The 1,438-nt window shown below is 63.8% G+C and carries 3 protein-coding genes; all 3 read right to left on the reverse strand.

Annotation, left to right across the window (positions count from 1 at the left end; genetic code table 11):
- On the reverse strand, window positions 1-199 hold a 199-nt coding region (locus R7Z47_RS23980; protein WP_318130660.1), incomplete at its 3' end, for an AAA family ATPase.
- Between the two features lie 30 nt (window positions 200-229).
- Complete coding sequence (gene urfF, locus R7Z47_RS23985; protein ID WP_318130661.1) at window positions 230-436, reverse strand: plasmid repression protein F; 207 nt, start codon at window positions 434-436, stop codon at window positions 230-232.
- A 56-nt stretch (window positions 437-492) separates the two neighbouring features.
- Window positions 493-1,438: DNA-primase RepB domain-containing protein (locus R7Z47_RS23990; protein ID WP_318130662.1), on the reverse strand; the 946-nt coding region annotated here is incomplete at its 5' end.

Genomic DNA, 1,438 nt, shown 5'->3' on the forward strand with positions numbered 1-1,438 from the left:
GCAACTCGCCCACGTCCAGCAGGTCGGGGCCGCCTGCGATCTGTGCGGCCAGTTGCAGGGCCAGCATGGACTTGCCGGCCCCACCGGGGGACACCAGCGCCCCCACGGTGCCGGCCACCATGTTGGGCAGTACGTAGTCAATCGGTGGCGGTAGCTCTGTGAAGCTCGCCAGAATGTCGATAGGCTTATGGGTAGCCATTGATTTGCCTCCTGTGTAGGCGGTTGGTGGTTAGGCGCTGGCGGGGTCACTACCCCCGCCCTGCGCCGCCCTGAGTCCTTCCAGATACAGCCGCAGCGCCTCGGCCTCTGCGTCTGTGGCCCATATCTTCCGGGCCTTGCGGCCCATGGCTCGCTGCTGCTCGGCAAAGCGGGCCTGTCGTATAGCGTTGGGGGTGGCCAGCAGGTTGCCGGTACGCTTGTCGTGTTGGTCTTTCATATTTCCTCCGCATTAGAGCTAACACCATAACAGGCATTAGCTCTAATGCAAGTGTTTTATCCTAATGTCGGCCCTCGGTACTGCTGTTTCTCGGCCTGCTTCGCCAGCTCGGCGCGGGCCTCCTGCACCTGCGGCAGCTCCATCACCTTCTGCACCGTACGCTTGATGTAATCGGCCTCATGGCCTGCCTTGCGCTCCATGATCGCGGGGCTGGCCTCGGCCATGGCCTTGGCGATCTCGTCCGGCTCCCGGCCCTTGCTGGCCAGCTTCATAGCCGCAATGAAGTCGCACTTGCTGAGGTCGTCACCGAAGCGTTTGACCAACCCGGCCATTTCGCTGCGGTAGTCGTCCACGGCGCTGCGGCGATACCGGCGCACACTCCGCGGGGCGGTGATCTCGGCCAGTCGTGCCGTCCGTTCCTGTTGGCGCTTAATGCTGTCCAGCACCTGCCCGGCCTGCTGCATCAGCTCCGGCCCTGCGGTGGCGGTCTTGCCCTTGGATTCACGCAGCAGCACCCACGGCTGATAACCGGTGCGGGTGGTGTGCTTGTCCTTGCGGTTGGTGAAGCCCGCCAAGCGACCATAGTGGCGGCTGTCGGCGCTGGCCGGGTCGGCGTCGTACTCGCGGGCCAGCTTCCGGGCGATTACGCCCCTGTGACCTGCTGGGGCGTCCTGAGCCACTTTTACCCATGCCTGATAGTTCTTGGGGCTGGTCTCCACGATCAGCGCCGGCTCCCGGCCCTCGGCTTTCATGTCATCCAAGTCGAACTCACTGAGATCGTCCACCAGCACCAGACCATGCCGCTCCTGCTCGGCGGGCCTGATATACACGTCATTGCCCTGGGCGTTCATCCGCTTGAGCCATGGCGTGTTCTGGAGCACTTCGGCGGCTGACCATTCCCGGTTCATCATCTGGCCGGTGGTGGCGTCCCTGACGCCGATATCGAAGCGCTCACAGCCCATGGCCTTGAGCTGTCGGCCTATGGCCTGCAAAGTCCTGTCG

Source organism: Vibrio sp. 1641 (assembly GCF_033339995.1).
Taxonomy (GTDB): Bacteria; Pseudomonadota; Gammaproteobacteria; order Enterobacterales; family Vibrionaceae; genus Vibrio; species Vibrio alginolyticus.

Bases quoted from the DNA above. Each gene is read 5' to 3' on its own strand.
- urfF (WP_318130661.1), bottom strand. From the start codon at position 436: ATGAAAGACCAACACGACAAGCGTACCGGCAACCTGCTGGCCACCCCC.